Origin of the sequence: Trinickia fusca, from assembly GCF_003628145.1 — a bacterium.
In the GTDB taxonomy this organism is placed as follows: Bacteria; Pseudomonadota; Gammaproteobacteria; order Burkholderiales; family Burkholderiaceae; genus Trinickia; species Trinickia fusca.
This window is the reverse complement of the sequence record NZ_RBZV01000038.1, coordinates 1-1,230: the sequence shown is the minus strand read 5'-3', so window position 1 is coordinate 1,230 and position 1,230 is coordinate 1. Positions and strand designations below refer to the sequence as shown.

The window sequence follows — 1,230 nt, the reverse complement described above, 5'->3', positions numbered from 1 at the left end:
CTGCGGATTCAACCGGTCGATGCAACAGCTAGATGGAATCGTTCAGCCGGTGTATCGAAGTTTAGTGTCTTGCGCGGACGTTCGTTGAGCCGCCTGGCGATGGCGTTGAGCTTGGCTTGCGAATGGACCGAGAGATCGGTGCCTTTCGGCAAGTACTGTCTCAAGAGGCCATTCGTGTTCTCGTTGGAGCCGCGTTGCCACGGATGCTGAGGATCGCAGAAGTAGACCTGGATGTCCGTGGCCACGGTGAAACGCTTGTGACCAGCCATCTCCGTGCCACGATCCCACGTCAGCGACTTGTACAGTTCCTGCGGCAGCTTGCCGGCGTGCTTGATCAGAGCGTTGACCACAGCCTCGGAGTCCTTGCTGGCAATCTTCACCAGCATCACGAACCGGGTCTGGCGTTCGACGAGTGTTGCAATCTGGCTGTTGGCGCTGCCGAACAGCAAATCGCCTTCCCAGTGCCCGGGTATCGCGCGATCCTCTGCGGTGGCAGGGCGTTCACTGATCGATACGGCGTCCCGGATGTTCGTACGGTCGTCGGTCTTCAGTGTGTGTTGGCGCGATCTACGCATGGCTCGAGAACGCCGTAGATGTTCCAGCAACTCTCTTTTAAGCGCACCACGGGCCTGGACGTAGAGGCTCCGATAGATTGTCTCGTGCGACACCTGATAGTCCTTGTTGACCGCATACACGTGCTTAAGCCAACCCGCAATCTGCTCTGGCGACCACTGCAATCGAAGCTTGCTTGCCACCACCTGGGCGAGTATCCGATTCCTGACGAGCTTACATGCCTTTGGGCGCCGTGCGCGCTCCCAGGCGAGCTGGTCAGCCTGGTTCGCCAGATAGCCCTGTCTGCCACCATTTCGCCGGACCTCGCGGCTGATAGTAGAAGGAGCACGACCTAGCCGGGCAGCTACGGATCGGATGGAGTGGCCGGCGACTACTGCGCGCGAAATCTCCTCGCGTTCAGCAAGCGTCAAGGCCAGTCTGGAGCGATGTCGTTGAGCTGGCTGTATCCCGCCAGTCCTCGCGAGTACGCCTTGTATCGATGAGTGGTAGCGATCGAACAGTCGGGCAATCTGCGCAAGCGTGTCCCCTTTTCGCCACCGCTCCCACATTAGTGCCCTTTGAGTCTCGGTGTAGTAAATCCGCCGTCTTTGTTTCATTTGCAGCACCCCTCAGGCTCGCAAAGCCTTTAGTGTGTTGCATCGACCGGTTGAATCCGCA

The 1,230-nt window shown here is 58.7% G+C and carries 1 protein-coding gene; it reads right to left on the bottom strand.

The features are described 5' to 3' along the window. Window positions 1-8: 8 nt before the first annotated feature. Entirely contained in the window at window positions 9-1,169 is a 1,161-nt protein-coding gene (locus tag D7S89_RS27050) for an IS30 family transposase (RefSeq protein WP_121281926.1), read from the bottom strand. Window positions 1,170-1,230: the final 61 nt, after the last annotated feature.